The sequence below is a fragment of the Bacillus pumilus genome, assembly GCF_038738535.1.
Classification (GTDB): Bacteria; Bacillota; Bacilli; order Bacillales; family Bacillaceae; genus Bacillus.
Genome location: NZ_CP046128.1, coordinates 3,506,391 through 3,532,036 on the forward strand (window position 1 = coordinate 3,506,391; position 25,646 = coordinate 3,532,036).

Consider the following 25,646-nt stretch of genomic DNA (forward strand, 5'->3'; position numbering starts at 1 on the left):
CACATACTTCGCTCATCCGGGCTTCTCTTTTCCTTTGTTACACTTCTTCACCGTTCGTGGCAATGACGTTTTGGTACCAAGTAAAAGAATCTTTTTTGAGTCTCTTCATCGAGCCGTTGCCTTCGTTGTCGCGGTCAACGTAGATCATGCCGTAGCGTTTTTTCATTTCACCTGTTGTGAATGACACGATATCAATGATGCCCCAAGGTGTGTAGCCAATAAGGTCAACACCGTCGTATTCAATGGCTTTTTTCAGTGCTTCGATATGAGAAGCGAGATATTGAATACGTTCTGGATCGTGAATAGAACCGTCTTCTTCCACTTGATCTATGGCACCAAATCCATTTTCTACAATGAATAGCGGGATTTGATAGCGATCATAAAAACGATTCAAAGTATATCTTAGGCCTGTCGGGTCAATGGACCAGCCCCAGTCGCTTGATTTGATATAAGGATTGTCTACACCATGCGGCAGGGCTCCGTTGACAATATCTCCGTTGTTATCAGACACTGCATCACTTTTAACCGTTGTCGACATGTAGTAGCTAAAGCCAAGATAATCTACTTTCCCTTTTCTTAAGCTTTCTTCATCGCCTTCTTCAAACGGAATATGATAGCCTTCGCGTTCGAATTCTTTAAGTGCATAGCTCGGATAGTAGCCCCGAACTTGTACATCTGGGAAGAAATAGCGTTGTCTCATATATTCTTCAGCAAGCATGACATCCTCTGGATTTGAGGAATATGGATAGATTGGTACGTGAGAAACCATTGCTCCAATTTGAAAAGCAGGATTGATTTCTTTGCCTTTTGCTACTGCCCACGCACTTGCAAGTAATTCATGATGTCCTGCTTGATACATGATTTCTTTGGCATTTTCGCCTTCTTTGACTGATACCCCTGAATTTGTCCAAAGGAACAGTGGGTTGTTGACATCCATTTTGTTATTGATTTCATTAAATGTCATCCAGTATGTGACTTTGTCCTTGTATCGATTGAAGCACACTTCTGCGAATTTCGCGAAATACTCAGCGACTTTTCGGCTTCGGAACCCGCCGTATTCTCTTGCCAAATGAAGCGGCATCTCAAAGTGAGACAGTGTAATCACAGGCTCGATGCCATGCTTGAGCAGTTCATCAAATACATCATCATAGAATTGTAAACCAGCTTCATTCGGTTCAGCTTCATCTCCCTTTGGGAAAATTCGGCTCCAGCCGATGGATGTACGCAGGCATTTCAAACCCATTTCGGCAAACATCGCGATATCTTCCTTGTAACGATGGTAGAAATCGATCGCTTCATGGTTCGGATAAAATTTGTTGTCTTCTATCGTCTCAGTAATTTGTCTCGGTACTCCGTGAGCACCAGCTGTCATTACATCCACAACACTTGGGCCTTTTCCTCCTTCATTCCATCCACCTTCGAATTGATGTGCAGCTAATGCTCCGCCCCATAGAAAACCTTTTGGTAATGTCATTATTTATTCCTCCTATTTTACAATTGTAATCATGACGTCCGTTGGCTGACATGTCGATTGTGCTTCTACCATCACATCTTCATACGCTTGTGTATTGGTGATGATGACTGGTGTGACTGTTTTTAATCCTTTGCTTTCGATGGCTTCTTGATCAAATGTCATCAACAAGTCACCCTTCTTCACCTTGTCACCTTCTTTGATCTTGAGTGTAAATGCTGAGCCATCTAGAGAAACCGTATCAATTCCAACGTGAACAAGTAACTCCACACCAAATTCTGAACGAAGTCCAACGGCATGCTTTGTTGGTGCAAGCATGACGACACTGCCGTCAAACGGTGCATACAGCTTATTGTCTGTCGGTTCAATGGCAAAGCCTTTGCCCATCGCCCCGGAGCTAAATACGGCATCCGGTACTTCAGATAATGTGAGCACTTTTCCTGCAAGTGGTGCAGTGATTGTTTCTTCATTGTTCATCGAAGCATTCTTTTTTTCTTTATCTTGATCTTTGACAGTTGTTGTTCCGGCTGTCTGCTCCACTGTATCTTCCCCATAACCAAACATTTGAATGAGCACAACTGGTAAGATCAGCGCAATTGCGACACCAATTAAGATACCGATGATCGATGTTGGGTAATCTGCACTAATTCCGTTCACAATTGTCAGCGGACCAGGCAAACCTGCATACGCAAAGTAATAAGGTGTGAAGAAGCTGGCAACGATAGCACCGGCTGCTCCAGAAATACATCCGAAAATAAACGGCTTTTTAAAACGTAAGGTAACACCGTAAATCGCAGGCTCCGTAATTCCGAAGAGTCCCGTGATTCCGGCTGAGACTCCGACTTTCCGAGTTTCGCGGTTTCTTGCTTTTAAAATAACTCCTAACACTGCGCCGACCTGAGCGATAACAGCGATGGTTTGATATGCCTGGAAGGAGTCACGTCCATATTGTTCAAAGTTGGCGAGCACCATTGGCGTAATGCCCCAGTGAACGCCGAATATGACAAGTACTTGCCAGAATCCACCGATAATGGCGCCTGCTAAAGCCGGTACATTTTCTGCTAAGATATTGTATCCGTTTGCAATCCCATTTGCACCTGCTGTTGAAAGAGGACCAATTAATAGAATGGTTAACGGAACCATAACGACCATACAGATAAATGGTACAAATAACGGTTTTACTACCTCGTGAATCCGTTTATTTAAAAATCTCTCTACATATGAAAGAATCCATACCAAGAACAGCGGAGGCAAAACAGATGACGTATAAACAGTTTCAGATAACGCAATGCCTAAAAAGGTAACGCCTTCACCTGAAGCCACACGCCCAGCAATTTCTGTCCAAGCTGGACTGACAAGCGCTGCTGTACACGCTACTGCGATATACATATTCGTTTTAAAATGCTTAGCTGCTGTGATGGCAATAAAGATTGGCAAAAATGTAAACGGTGCCCATGAAATGAAACTAAAGACTTCATATGTTCCCGTTTTCGAAAAGCTTGGAAATAACAAATTAATGAGGATAAGTGCACCTTGTAAAATACCAGCTGCAGCCAAAATATACACAAAAGGCGCAAACACAGCGGACATGGTCGCAATGACACGGTTCAGTACCGTTCCCTTGTTTTCATTAGGCTGGTCATCATCCGACGATTGGAGCTGAACAAGGTTGGAAAAATGCTCGTATACTTCACCAACATGCTGGCCGATGACGACCTGAAATTGACCGCCGTTTTCCACCACGGTAATAACACCAGGCATGGCGTTGACTGCTTCCTTGGCCTTTGGATTCGAACGTTTCAGTACCAAACGCAGACGCGTGGCGCATCTTGCGGCACTCACCACATTTTCTTCTCCGCCAACTGCCTCTAAGATGTCTTCTGCAAGCTTTTGATAATCCCTCACTTTTGACATATAACCCCCCCTTTATCACTACTAGTATATGTATATTATAATTATACCGGTACAATATATCAATACATATATAATTTTGATTAGCATATCAAAGGAAAATCGGTATGTGCTATAATACAAAGACAATAAATCGTGAAAACAAAGAGGAATGGCTATGTTAAAGTATCAACAAATTGCGAGCGATATTGAAAAATATATTGTCACCCATGAGCTGCAGCAAGGGGACAAGCTTCCTGTACTCGAAACCCTCATGAGCCAATTTGCTGTGAGCAAAAGCACCATTATCAAATCATTAGACTTACTCGAAAGAAAAGGAATTATCTATCAAGTGAGGGGCAGCGGCATCTTTGTTCGAAGACACAGGCGCAAAGGCTACATCAGCCTTTTATCCAACCAAGGGTTTAAAAAAGATTTAGAGGAATTTCAACTGACTTCAGAGGTTTTAATGCTAGACACCATCAAACCGTCCGAAGAAGCTGCGCTTAATTTGAATATTGAAGAAGATGAGGATGTTTTTTACCTCAAACGCATCCGTTACATCAATGGACAAACCTTATGTCTAGAAGAATCCTATTACCGAAAAACCATCATTCCCTATCTCAACACAGAAATTGCTGCCGATTCTGTTTTTAAATTTATCAGTGAAGGCCTTGGACTCAAGGTCGGCTTTTCCGATATGTACTTACAAGTAGGAAAACTGAATGAAACCGAAGCAAAGCACCTCGGCCTTAAACAAGATGATCCCGCTCTCCGCGTCGAGACCGTCTTTCATCTCACAAACGGCCAGCCCTTCGACTTCTCGAAAATCACTTATAACTACATGCAGTCCCAATTTTTTATTCAGGCGAATAATTATTATGGGTGATGGATGGAAAAAGCTTCCTGGGACAATCAGGAAGCTTTTTTGTCGTATGAAGAAATGTCGCATGATGAATGTTTTGCCGAATATGAGGCATCACCCGCTCACCTCATCAGTTAATGAAAGACCGTTTCGATTCCGCCGCAGCAATACAATCCCTAATTCGGATACGAGCTTCACAATGTTATGACTCACGCCAGACTGTGTCAGCCCAAGTTTCTCCTCGGCTTTTAAAACTGCCGGATTCGACGACTGTTAGAAATATTTTGTATTGGAATGTGATCAGTTTGCTTATCTCAAATGTTAATCTCACATTAAATCTTGGCAAAACCTACTGCTCGATATATCTTTGATCTTTCGATTTAAATGGCTTTCTACCAACTGAAAACATTTTTCCTGAATCAATGACCGTTTATGCGTGTCTAGTTGTTCTTTTTCATCACCATGCACATCTTCATCTTCCTCTAACTGAAAATCAGTTAAGTCCATTTTGTCATGAACATGAGTTTTAATAAAAACATGAGCATTGTGAAAATAGTGCATATGCTCTACTAAAGAAGAGATCGTGGTGATAAAATCATCGAATGTTTCTTCTTCAAACGTTTTTTTGAGATCGAGATTACTATGGACATCAATTGAAATGTAATTATCTCTTTCATCCAGTTCTTCTTGGGTAGCTAGAGGATTATCGTGAGTCGTTGCTTTTCGATTTAAATCTGTAATGGAGAAATAAATGGTGATTTCTTTTTTATCGAGAAATTCATACTCCCATATTTCTGCGTCTCTTAATCTTAATATGCGGGTTAGGTTGTCCAACTTTTTAAACCCTCCATTGTTATTCATCTATTTCTAAAAAATGATGATCTTAATTCGTCGTTGCCGACGACGAAGACCTAGACGCTGCTTCATCAGCCTTCACACAATCAATCGCAACAACCAACGCAATCATTACAGGCTCCATCTCTTCTTTCAAAATATCAACCTTATAGCTGTCACCCCAAGTAAACCATTCCTTCTTCACCTGACCGATCACTTCGCCGTTCTGCAGCACTTGGAAATTCATATCCCACCAGTTGCCTTGTACTTCTACACCAGCAGCATCAATTGAATATTTTGCTTTAAAGAACGTAAACTCTTTTTTGATCGTCAATACCTCTTGCCCACCAACTTCTACTAAAAACTTTGGTAAAAAGCTAAACATTTTCTTCGTAATCACGGCGATTTCTTCTCGTTCTGTATTCAGAATGGTGAACGTCTTCGGCATCTTCATAAAGCTGCCCTCGACCACATACACATCGTTCTCTTGCTGATCCTTTACCGTAAACCTGCCGCTCAGACTAAATACTTTCTGCTTCATGTAAAGCTGTTTCATATGTACCTCCCTCTACTCAAATGACAACTTCATTAAAGTTTATCATACAGAAAAAGGCCCAGATAACCCAGCTGTAAATTTCTTCACCAAAAACTGTATCAAACTAAGCGTTTTCCCCATTCATTTTCTTTTTAAAAGCAAAAATGGCGATAGCTACAATAACACCTGTATATCCAATTACCCACCAAAGATGCAGTAAAATTGATGCATAGTCTCCAGAAAGTGCGGCTCTGCTAGCGTCTACTGCGTGAGCAAATGGAAGTGCGTACGCAATATCTTTGAACCAGCCTCCAACTAAATTCAAATCAAACCATGTACCACTTAACCATGCGCTCATATTCGTTAGTAGCGCTCCACAAATACCACCAACCTGCTTGTCGTTAAATATACTCCCCACTAAGAGCCCTATGCCGATAAATAGTAAAGATGTTGGCAAAAGGACAAGAATGGATAACAAAACATTGGAATTAAAAGGTAATCCTAAGAAAAGTGCTGCGATAAAGCTAATGATAACTTGAACAATTGCTATCGGTATGAGTGGGACAATATACCCTACAATGTAGTCTGAGGCAGAAAGAGGTGTAGTAAACAATCGCATCAAAAATGATGTACTTCGATCTTTAGCTATTAACATTCCAGAGAATAGTGAGATAAAAGAAAGCCCGAAGACGGCTATGCCAGGAATTAGTTTATCAATGACAAATAAATCAGTTGGAACATTCGCTTGAATAGCATGAAGCAAAAATAAGATAACTAACGGGAAGCCTATACCAAATGCTAAGTTTAAAGGATCTCTCAAAATCTCTTTACGATTACGTGCAGCAAAGGCTAGTGACTTCATCTGGTGACCTCCTCATTGGTAGCTAACGAAATAAAGGCATCCTCAAGTGATTTGGTGTTGGTAATTTCCATCAATTCAGCTGCTGTTCCAACTGCCTTTAATTTTCCTTTCGCCATCGTCCCTATTCGATCCGAAAGGGCTGCTGCTTCCTCCATATAATGTGTCGTGAGAATGATGGTCATGCTCCCCTTTAATTTCTCAATAGTACTCCATAGCTCACGCCTTGCGATGACATCGAGACCGAGAGTAGGTTCATCAAGAAAAAGGATTTTGGGGTCTGTAATGAGTGCCATTGCAATACTAAGTCTTCTTTGCATTCCTCCAGATAAGGTTTTAGCCTTCATTTTAGATACCTCAGTCAAACTAAACGTATGAAGCATTTCCTCCACTTTTATATCCACCGTTTTATTGTGGAACCCGTATATTTGAGCGATTAATTCAAGATTTTCTTTAACGGATAAATTAGGAGCTACTGCCGTTTCCTGTGGTGAAACATTAATCTGTTCTTTTACTGCGTAGGGATTAGAAACAATACTGTTACCAAGGATCGTTGCATCACCGGTAGTAGGGATGCTAAGACAGGTCAACATCTTGATCGTTGTCGTTTTACCTGCACCATTCACTCCAAGTAAAGTAAAAAGCTCGCCTTGTTCAATTGAAAGATTAAGAGAATCGACTGCAATCTTTTCTTCGAATTTCTTAGTTAGATTCTTTGTTTGAATAGCAATCATTCCTCATCCTCCTGATCTTCCTGTGCCTTATATATATCGTCAGCAAACTGCAGGAAGGCCTCATTTTTTACAATGGCGATTCCTTGAGCTTCATCACCCAAAATCAACAGGCTGTCTCCAGGACTGATGCTGAATATCTCCCTCGCTTTTTTAGGAATGACAATTTGCCCGCGTTCACCAACCTTTACAAGTCCAAATATGTGTTTTCCTTTTGGTTTCACCCCTGCCTCTTCTGTACCATCCACATTATTCACGAGATCATCCAAAGCAACGCCGTATATTTCAGCCAAAGCCTTACAATTGTTGATATCCGGCACAGTTTCTCCCGATTCCCATTTCGCAACAGCTTGCCTTGAAACACCAATTTTCTCAGCCACTTCTTCTTGTGTAAACCTGTGTATTTTTCGCATTTTTTTCAAATTCATATTGATCATGTTTTTCACACCCTTCAATATCATTATATAAGACTTATTCCGATCATCTACCAACTGAACATGACATCAGAAGTTATCTTCAATTTACATTTGGTTAAATGCCTAAGTTTAACCCAAAAAAGCCACCTCGAAATTAAGTGGAGGGGACTTTTTTGGTGTGTAATCGAATAAAGGAACTGAGATTCATATGTTTAATCACATATACTAATTTTTTCTTCTGCTACAACACCTTTTGCTAAAGCTAATAAGGGAAGTAAGAATGGCTTGGAAAATAGGTATTCCCTCACGCAAAGAATCACTAGATAAGTATAGTAATGTTATCAGTGAATAAAAGGAGGAACTATGAAAAAAATAAAGTTTTTTGACTGGACAATCAATTTACAACATGATTTAACCGCAATTACAGATCATAACGAAAAGAAAATGGTCATTTTAGAACCATCAATTGAACTAAACAGTGTGATCTGGATGGATGAAAACAATGAACTACAAATCAAACCTACTTGGGATTGTATCATTACAATCGATTCAACTAACAGATCACTGACAATTCAGCAAACAGAAGAAGTTTTTGGAAATGTATACGAGTGAAAATAGGAGGAATGATGAAGGAAACCACTTTTTTTGACTGGACGGTTCACTATCCAGAACATTTAACAGCAGTCAAAGATGATACAGAAAAGAAGATGGTTTTTCTAGAACAAACTGTTGAATTCAAAGGGATTATCCGTATTGATGAGAATGATGAACTGCAAATTAAGCCAACTTGGGATTGTGTCATTTTGTGATGCAGAATATGTTGTAGGTTTACCATAGAAAATAAAAAAGTCTCGTTTGAGGGAAATCACTCAAATGAGACTTTTTTGTTTAGTTTCAGCAATTATTTAATAACCATTTACAAAATAAGCGATCGTCTCTAACTCATCTTCTTTGAGTTCTCTGTTAACATGTGCTTGATATTCACTCACGATTCTCTGCCGATCTCCACCACAAAGATCAGTGTATTTCGCAATCATCCTAAGCTTATCTGTTTCCTGACGAAACTCCTCCTTTGTCCACGGTCTTTGGTGTGAAGGAATATACGTATCGGCATCAAAAGCATCTAACTCATCTAAAAGACGCAATGTTTCCTTCATTGAATAATGGACTTTTTCGGCATACATTTTCGGATAAATACAATCACCAAGAAAAAGGATTTTCTCTTCTTTCACATACACGATGACTGAGTCAGCGGCATGATCGCCCCCAACAAGTTGCACGACACAAGTGACCCCGCCAAGATCGATCTCCATCCGACGGTCAAATGTCACATCCGGTAAAACCACCTGAATATCTCGGTGATCCTGATATTCCTCCTTGATGGCCTTCGCGCAGAACTCAATCTCCGTTCCTTCCCTCACCCGCTCATCAATCGCCTCATCTGACCACGAAAACGGAAGAAGCTTCTTCATTTCCTTTCTTGTCTTTGCAGAAGCAATCGAAAGCGAATCAGGCAGCGCTGGCAGACCAAAGATATGATCCCAATGCCAATGCGTGAGCACAACCATATCAGGAGTCAAGTTCTCATGTTTTAACGTTTCTTTGATAAAGTACTTGGCATGTTCTTTCGAGTTACCAGCATCAATCATTAATGTCTTGTTACTGCCCACAACCATACCTAGAATGGGGCGGTCGGTAAGCGATATAGGTGTGATGTACCAAAAATTCTGACCTATTTTTTTAATTGAGTGCATAGGTTGCTTCCTCCTTTCTATAATTATATTTTAAATCGAATCACGTTTTTTACCATCGTTCCGCTGTTTATGATGCGGTTGTCCTTCAATATTATAAGTGCGGTTTACTAATTCGAATTCCATTACTCGAAGTAGCACGTGAAGCCAATATTGTTACAATGATCGCGATTGCAACACCCAAAGCCCCTACCCAAGTAATGGAAGATAGAGAAACTCTCTCTACAAAGATACCTCCAATAGCTGCACCTGCAGCCATCGCCAATTGCATCATTGACTGATTGAGACCTAATAGTATACCTGATGACTCTGGCTCCATTGTAGCTAGGTGATATTGTTGAGTCGGGCCAGAAGACCATGCAGCAAATGACCATAATATTAAAATAAGAAATACTCCAATATAAGAATGCGTAACTAGTGAGAGCAATATTAGCATGATGACATGTAATGTCATTCCGCTAATCAGAGTAAAATTCACACCCCATCGATCGGTACTAAATCCACCAAACTTTGACCCAACTAGACTAGCAATCCCGAATACGAGGAGAACTCCACTCAGCAATTTGTTGCTTACACCTGATATATTTAAAAGGTAAGGGGATAGGTAGGTATAGGCAATTGAATAACCACCAAGCCAGAAAAAGGTGATGGCTAATCCCAACACTACTTTTGGTTTTTTAAAAAGAGCGAGTTGTTGAATTAAAGGTACAGGTTTATCCCCTTGGATTTTTGGAATCGTAAGAGAAATTATCACCATTGCTAATAATCCGAGTAAGGCTATTCCTCCAAATACAGCTTTCCAACCGAAGAAATCACTAGTCATTCTGCCCAGTGGGACTCCAATGATCAATGATGCTGTAAATCCCATTACTACTGTAGCAATAGCGTTACCTTGCTTACCTTTTGGTGCGATTTTTTCAGCAATTGTTAATGCAGTAACGACGACCATTCCCGCCCCAAGAGCCATAATAATTCTTGAAACAATAAATAATTGATACCCAGGGAGGACGAATGCAAGAATATTACCTAGAATAAAAACGCTAAGTGAAAATAACATTAACTTGCGTTTATTCATTCCCGATGTTAAAGCCATTAATACTGGGGTGAAGATGGCATACACAAGAGAAAAAATCGTAATTAACTGGCCAGCTGCAGCTATCGTAATCCCTAATGATTCAGAAATATTATCCAAAATACCAGAGATGATATACTCTGATGTACCAACTAAAAAACTTACAATAGCTAAAATGTAAATCTTTACAGTGTTTGACAATGTAGATCACTCCTTATATATAATACATTTACATATCTAGAATTGTTAATATGTATGGACAAAAAAACATATTACGATAAGTCGATTTGTATTTAATAAATGAAACTGAATTCTGATGTATGAATTCAGTTCATTTATTAAATATTTTTTTCTAGAATCTTAGCAATTTTTTTTATGGCATTTTCATCTCTTTTATAATACGTGTATTTACCTATACGCTCTGTCGTAATTAATCCAGCTCGTAGTAAAATTGAAAGGTATTGAGATGCTGTTGATTGCGTCATTTTCAATTTATCTGTTATTTGACTAACACATACCCCTGTAGTATTCATATCAATCCCTTCATGGGGTGTAAAATGACGATCAGGTTCCTTTAGCCATTGTAAAATTTGCAGTCTTGATTCATTGGATAAGGCTTTGAAAACTTCTATTGGCTCCATACAAACCATTATATCGATAAATAACGATATGTCAACATGTTTTGTTTGAGATCCCTTAAAACTTTCTATTTTCCTTCTTCCTCTGGTACGGTTCACCGTGATGCCTTTACATGCATTGAGCCTGTGATTACGCTGTCTCACTTTGAGATGCCGCTTCATTTGGTAAGTGAGTATGGCGGGTTCCACAGCCGAAAAGTTGCTGAGTATTTCGTGAAATTCGCAGAAGTGTGCTTCAATCGATACTGACACTATTGATACTATTTTTATAGGAAATAACTCTAAGAAAGGTGAAATTCGTACTTCAGCAATTGCAGCTGCTGTAGTGTTTACCTCATTCCAGGGATAGGACCAGTTGCTTTAACGGTAATTGGTGGAGTTACCATTGCAGCTGGTTCTTAGCTCTATAATAAGATTAGTTATTATTTCAGTAAGAAAAATGCTGATGCTGCAGCTAAAAAAATCCCAAAGAGTTTAAAGGGTAAAGTTGATTTAAAAAAGTTTAAAGACAAACATGGAAAAACGCCAGCCCAAAAAACAAGCGGTACGTTCAAAAATGGTAATTTGGTAATAACAATGTTACCAGTGAATAAAAGGAGGAACTATGAAGAAAATCACTTTTTATGATTGGACAGCTCACTATCCTGAACATTTAACAGCCCGTCAAAGACGATACAGAAAAGAAAATGGTCTTTCTAGAACAGACTGTTGAATTTAAAGGAATTATCCGTATTGATGAGAATGATGAACTGCAAATTAAGCCGACTTGGAATTGTGTCATTATTATCAATGCCAAAAACATGTCTGTCACAGTTCGTGATGCAGAGGATGTTGTAGGTTTGCCGTAGAAATTAATAAGTCTCATTTGAGTGAAATAGCTCAAATGAGACTTTTTTAGTTTAGTTACCTTACCATAATTATTTAATAACCATTTACAAAGTAAACAATGGTTTCTAATTCATCTTCTTTCAGTTCTATGTTCACGTAATTTTGATATTCTTTCGTGATTTTCTGCTTATCTCCACCACATCGATCAGTGAATTTCGCCATCATCCGAAGCTTATCTGTTTCCTGACGAAACTCCTCTTTTGTCCACGGTCTTTGGTGTGAAGGAATATACGTATCGGCATCAAAAGCATCTAACTCATCTAAAAGACGCAACGTTTCCTTCACCGTATAATGTACTTTTTCGGCCTACATTTTCGGATAAATGCAATCACCAAGAAAAAGGATTTTCTCTTCTTTCACATACACGATCACGGAATCAGCAGCATGATCGCCTCCAACATGTTGCACGACACAAGTAACCCCGCCAAGATCAATCTCTATCCGACTGTAAAACCACCTGAATATCTCGATGATTCTTATACTCTTCTTTTACCGCCTTTGCGCAAAACTCAATCTCCGTTCCTTCCCTCACCCGCTCATCAATCGCCTCATCTGACCAAGAAAACGGAAGAAGCTTCTCCATTTCCTTTCTGGTTCTTGCAGAAGCAATTGAAACCGTATCAGACAGCACCGACAGACCAAAAATATGATCCCAATGCCAATGCGTGAGGACAACGAGATCGGGCTTGGCGTTCTCGTGCTTTAAGGTTTCTTTGATAAAGAATTTGGCATGATCTTCTGAGTTACCAGCATCGATCATTAAGGTTTTGTTATTGCCTTCGACCATGCCTAGGATGGGGCGGTCGGTGAGTGATACTGATGTGATGTAGGTGAAGGTTTGGCCTATTTTTTTGATTGTGTGCATGGTGTGCCTGCTTTCTTAGATTGTATATTGAAGTACTACTTACGCAGCCGGTTACAAGCCAGTTGTACGTATATGTTATAAGTTTGAAATTCACTTATTATTATAGTCATTAATAATTGAAATAGTCTTGTTTGCAACGTCACTTCCAAGAGATGCATACAATTTCTTATCACCAATAATATAAAATTCTTCTTTAGCTCGAGTGGCCGCCACATTCATTATATTGGGCTCTGAAACAGCCCATTTTGCTGCTCCACTGCTATTTGAATCTGTTCCTAGGACAAAGTAGACAATTTTCGCTTCTTTTCCTTGAAAAGTATGAACAGTACCTACATTTGTTGGTTTACCGTCTTTTCGTTTAGTAAAGCAAATTTCATCTAAAACTCTTGTAATTTGATAAGCAACATTTCTAAAGGGAGATATTACATAGATATCATCAGCTAAATCTGTATTTGCTTGTAACTGCTTAGTAATTTGATTTTTTAGTAACTCAGCTTGTTCTTTAACATATTTGTCATTCGCCTTTCCCACACAATGAAGCCACTCTGAACTCCCTTGCACCTCATCATCATTTTTTCCTTGTACCATTAAACCATCATAAGAAATTTCATTAGAAATCGTGAACATTGGATAGTTTGAACGTCTATGTACCCACAAGGGAATTCCAATCCATTCGTCTTCGTTTTTTTGGAATCCATACTGACTAGTATCATCTACTATTGTTTGAGTGGATGCATTAGCAGATACAAATTTTTCGTCTACGTTATAGTGTCTTCCAATCAAAGTTAAAACATTTGGATCTAAATTTAATACTGGCCTTATTTGTGAGGGGTCTCCAACAACCATTACTTTTTTACTTCTAAAAATGGCTCCTACACTAGCCTGCGGTAATGCTTGACCAGCCTCGTCAATGAATAAGTTGCCTATTGAATTTTCCTTGAGGTTTTTAAACATTCGACCAAAACTTGCAAAAGTAGTACTGATAACTGGCACAGCGAAATTGATCCATTGCCATGCTTCTGAAATTATCTCATGGCCATTCTCTTTCGCAATGTAATTTGGTTGTTTATTCCAGATAATCCTTGCTGCTTTTAAATTTCTTACGTTCTCATTGAGGAATTGCTTTCTAACTTTTAAAGCCGAAATAAATAATTCTGATTGTAAAATACGAAACTCCTTTGTAAACCAAGGATTAGACTTTTGGAGTTCTTCGTATGATAAAGAAAAGTCTATTTCCTTAATTTCATTTTGTGACTTGTTCTTTTCAAATGCATCAATTTCTTTTTTCATTTTTCCCAAATCATTATTCTTAGCATTCACCCATCGTTCATAGGTAGATTTTCTTTCCATCATTTGTTTTTGAGTATGCTCTTTTTTAACAGCATTTTTCGCTAGATGCTTTTCAAGCTGTCTATAATCATTTGTAAGTGTTGTTTTTTGTTGAGTTAGATCATTTAAGTGTTCATTCACGCTGCTTAGCTTTTTGAAATAATGTTCGACTTTAGATTTATTAAATATTTTCTGAAACCATAAAAAACTAGGCTTTTGTGAAGTAAGAACATGATAATTTCGTTCAGCTAGTACTTCTGCCCTTGATAAATTTTCAAGTTCAATAGAAACATTAGATAAAACTTTTTGAAATTTTAATTCCTCTTCTCTAAGTCTCTCTAATTCAGCTTTTGCTTCTTTTTTATTACTAGTCAAAACTTTATGTTTTTCTTTTTTCTCATTTTCAAATTCTTTAACATGATTTATATAATTGATCTTTAGTTTTCGTATTTTATATAATTTTTGGCTATATTTTTCTACTTTGTCTCTTTCAACTTTTAATTTATTATAAAGCCGTTTGAATTCCTGATATACTCCAGTATTCGATTGATCATCTTCCTCTAAATCTTTTTCAATTGCCTCTATATTGAGAAGCAATTTATTCATGTTGATTGAATTTCCACCTTCTAATGAAAAAACACCCCAATTTTTATCATTGAGCAGTTCACTTATAATGTATCGATCTTTCCCAAATCCTTCTCCTGTTAGTTGAGAATTAGAAATATCTTTGAAATAATTTGCTTTCTCTAATTGATCTTGAAAACATTTTGGAATCTCTTCTTTCACCGGTAATTCATTAACGATATTTTGGACTGCTCCATTATTAGAACTTGCCACAATAATATTTTTATCAGAAATAGTTCGTGGTAACACGCCAAGTTTAGCATTTTGCCAATAGGCCAGACTGCCTTGAATCACTTTATTAGAAAGATTTGAAATAGCTAGAGCCTGTTGTACGACTAAATCAGCAAAAATATCCTTCAACAATGTTGTCTTGCCTGTTCCTGGTGGGCCGTTAATACTTCGGATATCGTTTTTGTCGTTTAAAGCTAAATTGACAGCTGCTTGTTGCATAAAATAGAGTGCATAATCAGGGTTTGATGGAAAACGTCCTAACGGATAATATTTTGGTCTTAAAGAAATTTCCTCAAAAATATAAGCGTTAAAATGTTCAGACTCTTTATGACTGTCTAGATTTCTTCTATTTCCAGTAAACCCGTTAAAATATCTGTTTATATTTTCAGTATCAATTAACTTTGCCATTTTTAAATCTTCAATAAAGAAGGAATGTAGATTTATATCCTCATTATCCAGATGTCGTATGAATTTATAACGGAAATTATCTATTGACACATGATACTTTTGTATAAGTTCAGAAAACACATTATGAAAACCCTCTTCAAATTTTCGATCTAATTCTTCTCTAAATAAAGTTTCAACTTTTAAGAAATCATCAGGTAAATGGCCATGTTCACGGATATAGCCGCTCATAGTTAAAAACAGTTTATCAGCTACCAAGTTAAGTTGATGATCAAAATATAAAGCTAAAGTAAATTTTTCCGAATGACTGACTTCCTCATAAGTTTTCTCAATATTGTATTTTTCTTTCAAAATATCAACAACTTCTTGGAAATTGAAAATACCAAAGTAAAATATGATTCCAGACTTTTTAAAGGCTTTATCAGACATATTATTTTGTTGTTTTTGATAAGATAAAAAATTCATAAAGAATTGTTGCCAATCTTTTTCAATACAATGAAATGTCTTTAATAATTTGCCACTTTTATTAATTGAACCTTCTGCTAACTGCTCTATTGTAATCCATGCATTTAGAATATCTTCTTTTTTATTCATGCTATATCTCCTGTTATCGAGCATATTTAAATAACGACAATTATACTTTTGAATAGTTTTTGAGTCTTTAATATTAAATAATAACATACTTTTCCAGTGTCACTCAATTCCATATTGCAGTTAATATGAAGTAGCAAAATATCAACTAAACATATTTCAAAAATTTTTTATAATAACCTTTCTATAGATGGTTTTATTACGTCATTAAATAAATAAAGCGTCATTCAATAGAATTGAATGACGCTTGCTTGATCTATAAATTAACTAATTCTGTTCTCTTTTTTTGAGCAGATAAACCATCCATTCCAACAGAACCATAATAAATAGCTAATCTATATCCTTTACCAATAATCCCAACTGGATAATCAGCTTCTCCAATGAAACCTTCAAAGTCATCTGGATGGACATCAACTTCAATTTCATGGCCAATGAACGCATGATGATAAGAGAGATCCTGATAAAGTTCGATTAAAAACTGTAGCATTTGATTTTGAAGAATAAATACTTCTTGAGAGGCTACTTCTTCCCAGTTAAAATCTAGTAAGAAACCAAAGTATCCATCTTCTATATGAATTGTTAATCTTACTGGTTTAGAGCTATTTAATAGATTTAATACTTCAAATTCTGTATAGTGACCAGACAAATATGAATCTTCGATGATATTTTTACTTATACTTTGTTCAATCCAATTTTCTCCATCTGTATCTATACTATACTTTACTTTTTTAAAGGACACGTCCCTTTTTTTTAAGGAATTTACGAAAGACTGAAACATTTGAATATGATCATCTTCACGAAAAACAACACCAACATTTACAGATCCACCTATACCCATTATTAATCACCTCTTAACTATTAACTCACCGATTCTAACATAGTTATTTTTTTGTTTCGTTGAGAGCTTATAACCAGTAATAAATTCACCGTTCTGCTTGAAAAATGCAGCTTTATTCCCCTTTAAATGCATCATAACGTAACCTGATTGTCCACTATGCTTTGTTCTATATACATGACTTGAACGACTTACGTGGTTTCTTAGAGCTGTTTCAAATTTTTTTGCATTTGCCTTGCTATAAGATCCTTTTACACCAAAATCAACAGCATGTTTAAATTTCTTTTGTAGCTGCACAGATTTAAACGTAACTGCAGTAACAGCTCTTAAAATTTGACTTCTTGTATACATCTTAAAAGCAATCTTAGCAGAAGTTCTGATAATCACACCTAAAATAATAGCTGGTAAAATAGAAGCCTCAATTTCTTCAGAATTAACAGTGTATTTTTCACCAGAGTCTTTATCTGTTAAGGTAGCTTTAAACGTTTCATTATCCGCCTCTTCAACGGCAATGTCATATTCTTTGTTAATAAGTTTACCATTTTCATCAATAATAGATGACGTAAAGTTCATTTCTTCCGTTTCTAAGCTCATTTCAAGGTCACCCTTAACTTCAAGATCTTCTGAGTTAAAGGTAGTTTCAATATGAAGTGATTCTTCTTCTAAGTCAATTAAATTAATATCCAATTCATCAGTATAATCAATATTTAATTCATCATAGACTTCCTGCTTAATCTCATCAAACTGATTTTCTAACAATTGATTATTTACTTCATTACTTTCACTAATTGCTTCGGCTTGATTTATTGGTAAATTTACAATTACCATCGCAGTCACTATTAATATAGTTATTATTTTTTTATAATTCATTTTAGGCTCCTTTATGATTATAGATTATTAATCCGTTCCCTTGCTCATCATCATTTAAAGATTGAACTTTTCGGGATTCTTGTTTCAACTTTTTCATAAGTTCATCAACATTTAACTTCTTAGATTTACTCAAGTAATCCTGAACATACAGTGAAGTTACACCAGTAACATGTGCGGCTGCAAAGGAGGTTCCAGTAAACAAACTATATTCCCCCCTATGATTAGTAGAGAGTATATCAACTCCTGGTGCAATATAATCTATCTTTCCTCTTGCCGCTGAGCTTGGCCTTTTAAGATTTTTTTTAATAGAATTAACTGATATCACATTTGTGTATTTCGCTGGATACTCTACACCAGTTCCATATGTATTTCCTGCTGCAGCTACTATAATTATTCCATGTGACACTGCTTTATCAATGGATGACTTTAATTTAGCTTTATTAGTAACTACACCTGAACTGATATTGATTATATGTACACCTTCTTTTATGCTCCATTCAATACCCTTTATTAAAGAATCAACATCTCCTTTACCTTGTTGATTTAAAACCTTAACATCATAAAGCTCCACACCTGAATGATTGTAACTTGTTATACCTTTATTAGATTGTCTTGCTCCAATGATTCCTGCCACGGCAGTGCCATGACCAAAATCATCGGTGACAGGTCTTTTTGGAGTAACAGCATTATATTCCTTTTTAACAATACCTTTTAAATCCTGATGTTGTTGATTAATACCACTGTCTAAGATAGCTATTTTAACTTTAGTTCTTCCTTCGCTTCTTCCACTGTTCATATATGGATCAAGCAACTTAATATTCCATTGGACTTTTATGTCTTCACTGAAGTTAGCTTTCTCACTCTCTTTATTCGTATTGTTTAAGTTATTAAATACAAAAAAAACAATTAAGAAAACTAACACTATTATACTAATTATAAACGTGTAAATTTTTATTCTTATATATAAAACCTCCTATTCATGACTTAAGAATCACTTAACTTCAAATATATGATAACTTATCATAATGGAAAATTCAATATTTTTATCCATAATTAGTTATTTAATGAACGTAATTATTAACTTAATTACTTTTTCAGCTTAATATATTAAAGGGGTTAGTTAAACGGAGATTTACTTCTATTAACAGATTACGGTAGGGAATTAATGATTAATCCAGATTCAAACATCAATGATTTTTGGAATAATCAGCTTCCAAAGGAAACTTCAGGGAAGTTGCAATCACTAGAGGCCCCATTCACTTATGATAAGGCTCACCGTGATGTATCTAAATGAGGTTTCTTGATATTAAACATAGCCAAATACATCTCCAACATTATTGAAAAGCCTTTTACTAAAAAGAAAAACACCATCAGGTTGATGGTGTAAACTTAAGTTTCAGTTTTTACATACCTAAATTAATAATTAGGTTATCTACCTGCAATATCTGCAGCTTCTTCAATCCAATCAGAAAAATTTTCGTAACCCTTGTCCAAATCCCAATAGTAAGTATTAAATACAGTTGAAGCTTTCTTTTGTTTCCCATCAACAGTTATATAATAATTATCTAGAGGATTATCTCCTTTAGTATCCTTTTCTCCATCTTGATTTTTTAGGCGGTGAATGTAAATTCCTAACAAACCATTACCCTTTTCAATTTCATAATTTACCCATTTTATATTTGATGTCTCTTTTCCAATAAGTACTACAGTAACAGAAGTACCTTTTAACTGTTCGTCTATCCAGCCACTAATTGCTTTATCACCTTTTCTTTTTACTTCTTCCCATTCTGCTGCATCCAAATAGCCCTTAATTGCTTGGGTTATGTTAGAGTTTCTAACCTGCCCAGCTCTCCATGCATCTCTTTCGTAATGAAAACTAAAAAACACCTTTCTCGCCATTATACCCGCTTCCTGATTCTTTCAATTATTGCAATTACCTCGTCAATAACATTTTTCGGATAGGTCTCTTTCTCCAATACATCTAACGAATCCTGTAAGTACCAATACCTTTTTAGGTCGCTTTTTACTTCTTTATAAATCGCTTCTGTTACATAACCTGTTGAACTGATAGGTATAATGTATTTTCCAGTATCTCTTGCAATGTGGAATTCTTCTAACATTCCATTTGCATGAACTACTTCAGCATCCACTAACTTATTACCAAATAAGAAAATCATCACACCCGCATCGTCTATCATTTCTTTTCTATACTCCGTCCAAAGCTCTTTTAGCGACTTTTCTCCCGAAGCTGATTGAGGAAATGGACGTAATGTTAGATATTCATTAATTTTCTTTCCCTTATTCTCAAATATTTCTTCAAGTGCACCATTTATTACATAACTGCCTACTCCCAAGCCGAACCCCGATATAATATGGTGGTTATTAGCAACAAGAGACTTAGAAAGATTATGTAATAAGCCTTTAGCTTCCTCGACAGAGTAATTCCCATAATTTTCGACGCTACCAGAAATAAATACTTTATTTACTTTAAACTTTTTTTCAATATTGATTAATATATTTGTAATATCTGTGTACTCTTCAATAAGAACTGAATTAATACCATATCTTTTAAGGTCTCTGATTTTCAAATCTTGCTTAACCCTGTCGTAATTAAATTCTTCCTCATTAATGGAACCATCGGGATTTTTGTATCGACTATCCGACCTATTAACTCTTCTAAAGAAACAGTAATGATTTTTAGGACTGTTTCCTAGTAAGTCTACACGAATTTTACTTAAAATTTGTTCTAGATTTGGGTCTTCAAAGCTAAAACCTATAAATATAAAAGTTTTAGATATAAGTTCACCTTTAAGTTGTGTGGTAAATAAAGTTCTTTCACTGTCATATTTTTCATAATCATCTCTCGTTATAACAGCATCATCTGGAAATTCCTTATCACCATGCATTTTATAAACAACAACATCCCGGTTAGGCTTATAATTTTTCATCTGACTTTGGCTAATTTTTTTATCTACTGTTTTTCCTTTATCACCCAAAGTATCTTCAATAATCGAATCATAGTTTGTAGTCCAATAAGTATCAATAGGTAGTCGAGATAAAATATCCATATTTACATTTCTTTCTGCCGTTCTTTGAAACTCTTCTACAATCGCCTCATTGATAGTTTGTCTACCATTTGCATTAAAATGATATTGAGCTACTGAAACTAAATCAAATTCTTTATTAATATCCAAGTCTAATTCAGAAGCAACATCACTAAGCAATCCTCGCCAATCAACAAAACCTGATCCCCTCGAAAGTCCTGCTCCGGCAAAAATAGCTAAGTTATTATTACGAAGTTCTTTTAATACTGCTTTTTCAAACATTGCTATAGATATACTCATAATAAACTATCTCCTAATTTATTTACTAATAATAAGGAAGCTAAAAAATATAAAACTCAACTTTACAGTAACAAATTTCAATAAACCAATTTTATCGCTTAAATTGAATTGTCCGATATTTTCTTTATAATCAAATTAACAACTTCACTTGTAGTTGTGTTTCTAAAATCAATATATCCCGTTGTAGGTAAAAGACCTGGAACCTCTGTATCATCAAGCCTTAAAGGTAAAATATACTCTTGATTTTCCTTCAATGCTTTTGCCTGAGCTGCTTGTCGTTCGAAGTTTGGCCAGTGCTCTTTTGCATAACTTTTTGAAACTATCATTAAACAATATTTTGCCCTTTCTCCGTAAATCTCACTTAAATAAGCATACAAATCTTTTCCCCATAAATTAGATTTTTCGAAATTATCATAGAATACTCTCTTACCTGAATTAGTTAAAAATTCTGCTATATCCTCAGCTATTTTCCTATCCTCTCCTGCAAATGATAAAGCAATATCATAATTTCTTTTATTGGAATTTGATAATTCCCATCTAATATCATCAAATTTTACCCACAAATTTTCACTGTTTTCTATAATTATATGCGATAATGTAATAAATGGTGTATGGAACTTAATATCCTCAATTGTTCCATTAGTTAATACGGGAAACTCCTCTTCATGAAGATCCAGAACTGATAAAATAATTTCAGCCTCGCTTATTTCGGAACGATTATTGTTATTAGCATTTTTTATACATTTGTCTATTATTAGGTATCGGTAATTACTATTTTCTTTTACAGAGTAATTATCAACAAAATAAGGATCACGCACTTTAAAATTACTATCATTATCTAATGTTCTCTTAATATCTTTAATTGCTAATATAGAGTTACCACCATACTTATCAATTATTTCTGCAAAATCGGCGTACATTGTGATTAATGGTAATAACAAATCTGAAGGAAAAAAAGCCATATTTCTTTTATAGCAAATTTCTTCAGCATTCATTAAAATATTTAGGGCATTTCCACTTATAGAGAAACCCCTTTTTTTCACAAAATAAATTAAATCTGCTTTTAATTCTGCTTTAACTTTTTCCAAATAACATTCCCTCTTTTTAATTATTTAAGTACTACTAAATATAGTTAATATAGGAATTTAATTCCTCACTTACTTATGATAAGGCTCCCCCCGCACAATCCGAAACGCCCGATAAATCTGCTCCACCAGCACCAGCCTCATCAACTGATGCGGGAACGTCATTTTCGAAAACGACAGCTTCTCATTCGCACGCTGCATGACGGCGTCGCTTAATCCGAGGGATCCGCCTATGACGAAACATACCTTGCTTTTTCCGTATGTTGCCAGCTTATCTATTGTATCGGCTAATTCTTCGGAACTTTTCATTTTTCCTTCGATGGCGAGGGCGATGACGTGGGCGTCTGGGTTGATTTTGCTTAGGATGCGTTCGCCTTCTTTGTCTTTGATGATTTTCATGTCTTGATCGCTGAGGTGTTCGGGTGCTTTTTCGTCTGCGAGCTCAATGATGTCGATTTTCGCATAGGCTTGTAATCGCTTTGTGTATTCGGCTATGCCTTGTTTTAAATATTTCTCTTTTAATTTTCCTACTGTGATAATTGATATATTCACAGGTCATCCCCACCTTAAGAACAAGTTATTCATATAAGTTATCAACAATTGTGGATAAAATTTGTGTATTTTGTGTCCGATCATTCGTTCCCCACTATATATATTGCAGGTTCATCGCACAATTCACAGGTTGTGGATAAACTGTGTGTATGTTCGATTTTTCTGAATTCTGGTGGCAGTTCGTGATCATCTATGTACATGTCTAATACGGTTTCTATGTGTTCTGCACAAGCATATAATGTTTTGTTCATAAGTTTCTGATTCCTCCAATATGTTGTCTGGTTATTTACAAGTGTTTCGCTCATTGTTCAATATAACCGATTTATTCACATGTTAATAGTCTTTTGCCATTTCCCACACCTTTTATCCACAAACCAAACAAAGAAGCCTCCACTTCTGTGAAGGCTTCTTTCTATAAAAATGGATTATAAAATCTCGTTCCTCTAACAAATGTAATCACAAGCGACACGATGAGTACCACACCAACAAACAATAACGCAGCATAATCTGCTTTTTGAAAGTCTTTCGCCGTGAACCATGTGCGCTTTTTATGCTTTCCAAATCCGCGCAGCTCCATCGCATTGCTGATCGTTTCAATCCGCTCCAAGCTGGAGAAAATCAGCGGCATCACAATCGACAGCGCATTTTTAATCCGTTTCCCCAGTTTTTCATTCTTCGATAAATCAATTCCTCTTGCTTGCTGAGAAATCGCTATCGTTCGAAAATCCCGCTGAATATCTGGAATATAGCGTAAAGCAATCGCGACAGCATAGGAAATCCGGTAGCTGACCCCGATTCGGCTGAGCGATGAGGCAAATTCACTTGGATTCGTTGTGACGATAAACAAAAGCGCTGCTGGCATGACGGTCACATATTTCAGCGTAATATTCAATTGATAGAAAAGCTGTTCCAGTGTGACGTTGTACCAGCCTGCAATATGAAACAGCTCATGCTTTGCTCCGTAGATGGCGACTCCTTGCTGGGGCGCAAAGATGTAAATAGCGATGTTGTTGATGACTAGGAAAATCGCCAGGACAATCACCACGAAGGAAATATCACGAAATCGCACGTTCGATAGCTGAAAGAATACGATACTGGCGGCTAGCATAAAGACTAAAATGCCTGTATCATACGTGAGCATCGCTGCGGATGACCAGAGGATAAAGCAAATGAGTTTGGTTGCACCTGTCAGCCGATGAATCGGCGACGGGCGATCGATATAGGACAGCATGTCTACAGCCATGTCATTCGTTCCTTTCTGTCAACCTCAATGAAGCGATCCACGAGTTCATTTGGATTTGGCCAGTCTGCTTTCAGTGCCAGTTCGTACAGCGATGTTTCCTTTAAGCTCGCCTTTTGGACAAGCAGTTGATCTGTCAGCACTTTGGCTGGGGTATCATCTGCGATTTTTTCTCCATCTGAAATGACAATGGTTCTTGTCGTGTATTCGAGCATCAAATGCATATCATGGGTGATCATGAAGATCGTGACACCCTGCTGATTTAATTGCTCTAAAAACGTCATCATCTCTGTGTAATGTTTAAAATCCTGTCCTGCGGTTGGCTCATCTAAAATGATGATTTCTGGCTCTAATACAAGAATTGATGCGATGGTGACGCGTTTTTTCTGTCCGAAGCTGAGGGCTGAAATCGGCCAGTTCCGAAATGGATATAAGCCGCATACTTTTAGAACCCGCTCCACCCGTTCCTTGATGTCGTCTTCCTTTACGCCTCTTAAAACGAGACCGAGTGCGACTTCATCAAAGATCATTTGTTTTGAAATCATTTGATTTGGGTTTTGCATGACAACGCCGATTCGTTCAGAACGCTGTTTGATTGTGTCTCCTGTGATGTCATCGCCATTCAGATGAATTGTCCCTTTCGTTGGCTTTTCAAACGCGCAGAGCACCTTGGACAATGTCGTCTTGCCTGCGCCATTGGCTCCAGCGATGCTGATCATTTCTCCTTTTTTGACGGTAAAGGAGATGTTGCTCAGCGTGTTTGGTCTTGTCGGATAGTCAAAGCTCAGCTCACGCACCTCTAGTAAATCCTGCGATGCAATCTGCTCTACTGACGGCTCAGACGCTTCCATCCACTGCTCGATTTTCTCTTTTTCCTCGTCATTTAAGGTGAGATGCTGTAAATTAGCTATCTGATCTCCCGGTGTAACTGGAATGCCTGCATATTTCATGGCCTTTACATATAAAGGCTCGCGCAAATATGCCGCTTCTAATACATTTGAGGCGAGCAATTCATCTGGTGTCATATCCGCTGCAATCGTGCCGTCATTGACGACGATGATGCGGTCGACATGACGGAAGAGGACGTCCTCTAACCGGTGCTCGACCATCACGACGGTTTTTTTCGTTTCTTTTTGCAGTCGATCGATAAGGTCGATCACTTCTTTGCCTGTAGACGGATCAAGGCTTGCAAGTGGTTCATCAAACAGCAAAATGTCGACATCGTTGACAAGTACGCCCGCAATGGCGACACGTTGTTTTTGACCGCCTGACAGCTCATGTACGGACGATGCCAGCTTGCCGTCCACCTCTGTTAATCTTGCCGCTTCTTCGACACGTGTTTTCATTTCTTCGCGTGTGACTTGATCATTTTCAAGAGCAAACGCGATGTCTTCTCCAACGGTCAGCCCGATAAATTGTCCATCAGGGTCCTGCAGCACCGTTCCGACGAGCTGTGAAAGGGAAAAAATGTTCTCTTTCTCTGCATTCTTCCCGCCGATGTGAAGACTTCCTTCCATAGAACCTTTATAAGACGCAGGAACTAGCCCATTGATACAATGGGCTAGCGTGCTTTTTCCCGATCCAGACGGGCCTGCGATGAGGACTTTTTCCCCTTCATAGATGGTCAGGTTGATATCTTTCAATGTCGGTTCTGCCTGACTGCGATACTTGAATCCGAAATGTTCGAATTGAATCATCGGTTTCTTCATTTATGTGTTCCACCTT

Annotated in this window: 25 protein-coding genes and 3 pseudogenes; 5 read left to right on the forward strand and 23 right to left on the reverse strand. The window is 37.2% G+C overall.

The window, feature by feature from the left end:
* Positions 1 to 37: 37 nt before the first annotated feature.
* Positions 38 to 1,474 (reverse strand): 6-phospho-beta-glucosidase BglA, encoded by a 1,437-nt coding sequence (bglA, locus tag GKC25_RS17890; RefSeq protein WP_034660565.1) that lies wholly within the window; start codon positions 1,472 to 1,474, stop codon positions 38 to 40.
* Between the two features lie 12 nt (positions 1,475 to 1,486).
* On the reverse strand, positions 1,487 to 3,385 hold the full coding sequence (locus GKC25_RS17895) for a beta-glucoside-specific PTS transporter subunit IIABC (RefSeq protein ID WP_034660567.1): 1,899 nt from the start codon (positions 3,383 to 3,385) through the stop codon (positions 1,487 to 1,489).
* A 154-nt stretch (positions 3,386 to 3,539) separates the two neighbouring features.
* Between GKC25_RS17895 and GKC25_RS17900 the strand changes: the two genes are divergently transcribed.
* Positions 3,540 to 4,250: a GntR family transcriptional regulator gene (locus GKC25_RS17900; RefSeq protein ID WP_106038565.1), complete on the forward strand. Its 711-nt coding sequence runs from the start codon at positions 3,540 to 3,542 to the stop codon at positions 4,248 to 4,250.
* Positions 4,251 to 4,299: 49 nt separating this feature from the next.
* On the opposite strand, the pseudogene GKC25_RS17905 reads toward GKC25_RS17900, so the two are convergent.
* The 6 genes and pseudogenes from GKC25_RS17905 to GKC25_RS17930 form a co-directional block, all read right to left on the reverse strand.
* Positions 4,300 to 4,527 (reverse strand): annotated as a pseudogene (locus tag GKC25_RS17905) (LysR family transcriptional regulator); the annotation flags it as partial.
* Between the two features lie 26 nt (positions 4,528 to 4,553).
* Positions 4,554 to 5,060, reverse strand: coding sequence for a hypothetical protein (locus tag GKC25_RS17910; protein ID WP_187704258.1), 507 nt, complete (start codon positions 5,058 to 5,060; stop codon positions 4,554 to 4,556).
* 49 nt (positions 5,061 to 5,109) lie between these two features.
* On the reverse strand, positions 5,110 to 5,616 hold the full coding sequence (locus GKC25_RS17915; RefSeq protein WP_034660571.1) for an LURP-one-related/scramblase family protein: 507 nt from the start codon (positions 5,614 to 5,616) through the stop codon (positions 5,110 to 5,112).
* Between the two features lie 103 nt (positions 5,617 to 5,719).
* Positions 5,720 to 6,457 (reverse strand): ABC transporter permease, encoded by a 738-nt coding sequence (locus GKC25_RS17920; RefSeq protein WP_187704259.1) that lies wholly within the window; start codon positions 6,455 to 6,457, stop codon positions 5,720 to 5,722.
* Positions 6,454 to 7,188 (reverse strand): ABC transporter ATP-binding protein, encoded by a 735-nt coding sequence (locus GKC25_RS17925; RefSeq protein ID WP_187704260.1) that lies wholly within the window; start codon positions 7,186 to 7,188, stop codon positions 6,454 to 6,456. The genes GKC25_RS17920 and GKC25_RS17925 overlap by 4 nt, the downstream gene beginning before the upstream one ends.
* Complete coding sequence (locus GKC25_RS17930; RefSeq protein WP_223260724.1) at positions 7,185 to 7,622, reverse strand: helix-turn-helix transcriptional regulator; 438 nt, start codon at positions 7,620 to 7,622, stop codon at positions 7,185 to 7,187. The genes GKC25_RS17925 and GKC25_RS17930 overlap by 4 nt, the downstream gene beginning before the upstream one ends.
* 342 nt (positions 7,623 to 7,964) lie before the next feature.
* Between GKC25_RS17930 and GKC25_RS17935 the strand changes: the two genes are divergently transcribed.
* On the forward strand, positions 7,965 to 8,213 hold the full coding sequence (locus GKC25_RS17935; RefSeq protein ID WP_187704261.1) for a hypothetical protein: 249 nt from the start codon (positions 7,965 to 7,967) through the stop codon (positions 8,211 to 8,213).
* A gap of 14 nt (positions 8,214 to 8,227) precedes the next feature.
* On the forward strand, positions 8,228 to 8,410 hold the full coding sequence (locus GKC25_RS17940; RefSeq protein ID WP_187704262.1) for a hypothetical protein: 183 nt from the start codon (positions 8,228 to 8,230) through the stop codon (positions 8,408 to 8,410).
* A gap of 96 nt (positions 8,411 to 8,506) precedes the next feature.
* On the opposite strand, the gene GKC25_RS17945 is transcribed toward GKC25_RS17940, so the two are convergent.
* The 3 genes from GKC25_RS17945 to GKC25_RS17955 all read right to left on the reverse strand — a co-directional run bounded on the left by GKC25_RS17945 (position 8,507) and on the right by GKC25_RS17955 (position 11,065).
* On the reverse strand, positions 8,507 to 9,355 hold the full coding sequence (locus GKC25_RS17945) for an MBL fold metallo-hydrolase (RefSeq protein WP_187704263.1): 849 nt from the start codon (positions 9,353 to 9,355) through the stop codon (positions 8,507 to 8,509).
* A gap of 91 nt (positions 9,356 to 9,446) precedes the next feature.
* Positions 9,447 to 10,625: an MFS transporter gene (locus tag GKC25_RS17950; protein ID WP_187704264.1), complete on the reverse strand. Its 1,179-nt coding sequence runs from the start codon at positions 10,623 to 10,625 to the stop codon at positions 9,447 to 9,449.
* A gap of 137 nt (positions 10,626 to 10,762) precedes the next feature.
* Positions 10,763 to 11,065, reverse strand: a complete 303-nt coding sequence (locus GKC25_RS17955; RefSeq protein WP_045034889.1) for an ArsR/SmtB family transcription factor — start codon at positions 11,063 to 11,065, stop codon at positions 10,763 to 10,765.
* 114 nt (positions 11,066 to 11,179) lie between these two features.
* Here GKC25_RS17955 and GKC25_RS17960 point away from each other — a divergent pair.
* Together GKC25_RS17960 and GKC25_RS17965 are read left to right on the forward strand one after the other, a co-directional pair.
* Positions 11,180 to 11,308: pseudogene (locus tag GKC25_RS17960) on the forward strand (family 1 glycosylhydrolase); the annotation flags it as partial.
* Between the two features lie 440 nt (positions 11,309 to 11,748).
* Positions 11,749 to 11,910, forward strand: a complete 162-nt coding sequence (locus tag GKC25_RS17965) for a hypothetical protein (protein ID WP_262417071.1) — start codon at positions 11,749 to 11,751, stop codon at positions 11,908 to 11,910.
* A gap of 73 nt (positions 11,911 to 11,983) precedes the next feature.
* Here the strand turns inward: GKC25_RS17965 and GKC25_RS17970 are convergent.
* The 12 genes and pseudogenes from GKC25_RS17970 to GKC25_RS18025 form a co-directional block, all read right to left on the reverse strand.
* Positions 11,984 to 12,815 (reverse strand): annotated as a pseudogene (locus tag GKC25_RS17970) (MBL fold metallo-hydrolase).
* Positions 12,816 to 12,905: 90 nt separating this feature from the next.
* Entirely contained in the window at positions 12,906 to 15,998 is a 3,093-nt protein-coding gene (locus GKC25_RS17975) for an AAA domain-containing protein (RefSeq protein WP_187704265.1), read from the reverse strand.
* A gap of 253 nt (positions 15,999 to 16,251) precedes the next feature.
* Complete coding sequence (locus tag GKC25_RS17980; protein ID WP_187704266.1) at positions 16,252 to 16,833, reverse strand: Imm64 family immunity protein; 582 nt, start codon at positions 16,831 to 16,833, stop codon at positions 16,252 to 16,254.
* Between the two features lie 6 nt (positions 16,834 to 16,839).
* On the reverse strand, positions 16,840 to 17,700 hold the full coding sequence (locus tag GKC25_RS17985) for an SAR2788 family putative toxin (protein WP_024424012.1): 861 nt from the start codon (positions 17,698 to 17,700) through the stop codon (positions 16,840 to 16,842).
* Position 17,701: 1 nt separating this feature from the next.
* On the reverse strand, positions 17,702 to 18,622 hold the full coding sequence (locus tag GKC25_RS17990; protein WP_187704267.1) for a S8 family peptidase: 921 nt from the start codon (positions 18,620 to 18,622) through the stop codon (positions 17,702 to 17,704).
* 506 nt (positions 18,623 to 19,128) lie between these two features.
* Positions 19,129 to 19,599, reverse strand: coding sequence for a TIR domain-containing protein (locus GKC25_RS17995; protein WP_187704268.1), 471 nt, complete (start codon positions 19,597 to 19,599; stop codon positions 19,129 to 19,131).
* Positions 19,599 to 21,044 (reverse strand): SIR2 family protein, encoded by a 1,446-nt coding sequence (locus GKC25_RS18000; protein ID WP_222948582.1) that lies wholly within the window; start codon positions 21,042 to 21,044, stop codon positions 19,599 to 19,601. Before GKC25_RS18000 ends, GKC25_RS17995 begins: the two co-directional genes overlap by 1 nt.
* 98 nt (positions 21,045 to 21,142) lie before the next feature.
* Positions 21,143 to 22,132: a toll/interleukin-1 receptor domain-containing protein gene (locus GKC25_RS18005; protein ID WP_106031736.1), complete on the reverse strand. Its 990-nt coding sequence runs from the start codon at positions 22,130 to 22,132 to the stop codon at positions 21,143 to 21,145.
* A 69-nt stretch (positions 22,133 to 22,201) separates the two neighbouring features.
* The gene (gene rlmH / locus GKC25_RS18010; protein ID WP_034660583.1) at positions 22,202 to 22,681 is read right to left on the reverse strand and encodes a 23S rRNA (pseudouridine(1915)-N(3))-methyltransferase RlmH; all 480 of its coding nucleotides are present in this window, start codon (positions 22,679 to 22,681) and stop codon (positions 22,202 to 22,204) included.
* An 80-nt stretch (positions 22,682 to 22,761) separates the two neighbouring features.
* The gene (locus tag GKC25_RS18015; RefSeq protein ID WP_080869563.1) at positions 22,762 to 22,932 is read right to left on the reverse strand and encodes a CxxH/CxxC protein; all 171 of its coding nucleotides are present in this window, start codon (positions 22,930 to 22,932) and stop codon (positions 22,762 to 22,764) included.
* 161 nt (positions 22,933 to 23,093) lie between these two features.
* On the reverse strand, positions 23,094 to 23,924 hold the full coding sequence (locus tag GKC25_RS18020) for an energy-coupling factor transporter transmembrane component T family protein (protein WP_034660585.1): 831 nt from the start codon (positions 23,922 to 23,924) through the stop codon (positions 23,094 to 23,096).
* Positions 23,915 to 25,630, reverse strand: a complete 1,716-nt coding sequence (locus GKC25_RS18025) for an ABC transporter ATP-binding protein (protein WP_034660587.1) — start codon at positions 25,628 to 25,630, stop codon at positions 23,915 to 23,917. The genes GKC25_RS18020 and GKC25_RS18025 overlap by 10 nt, the downstream gene beginning before the upstream one ends.
* Between the last annotated feature and the right edge of the window lie 16 nt (positions 25,631 to 25,646).